This window comes from Arthrobacter sp. ZBG10 (genome assembly GCF_001238605.1).
In the GTDB taxonomy this organism is placed as follows: domain Bacteria; phylum Actinomycetota; class Actinomycetes; order Actinomycetales; family Micrococcaceae; genus Arthrobacter.
Genome location: NZ_LFQH01000136.1, coordinates 1 through 485, shown reverse-complemented (window position 1 = coordinate 485; position 485 = coordinate 1). Strand labels below are relative to the sequence as shown.

The window sequence follows — 485 nt, the reverse complement described above, 5'->3', positions numbered from 1 at the left end:
GCCTCCGCCGAAGCGATCCATAACCGGCTCACCGCGATCTCCCGCGGCCAACAAGGCCCCCACGAAACCCGCACCCTGCCCCAACGCCGCGCCGATAACCTCGTCGAAGCCCTCCTCACCGCCGGACTCACCCCCACACAACACAAACCCAACACCAGCACCGCAGTCACCAGTCCCGCAGCCACCAACGTAGGAGCCGCCGGCTCCAACACCGGTTCAGATGCAGTCACCGGTCCCGCAGCCACCAATGTGGGAGCCGCCGAAGTCAACGCCGGTTCAGATGCTGCCACTGGTTCAGGAGCCGCCGGTTCCACCACCGGCCCGGACTCCGGCTCGGATTCAGGATCAGGCCCGGATTCCGGCCCGGATTCAGGCTCGGATTCGGGTTCGGGTTCGGGTTCGGGGGCGCCGTTTACCTCGGCCGGGGCGTGGGGTGATGTTCCGGTACCCAGGGCGCAGGTCCTGATCACCGTCCCGGTCATGGC

General features: G+C 67.6%; 1 pseudogene. It reads left to right on the top strand.

Features of this window, described 5'->3' with window-relative positions:
* Nucleotides 1–485 (top strand): annotated as a pseudogene (locus ACU18_RS20060) (hypothetical protein); the annotation flags it as partial.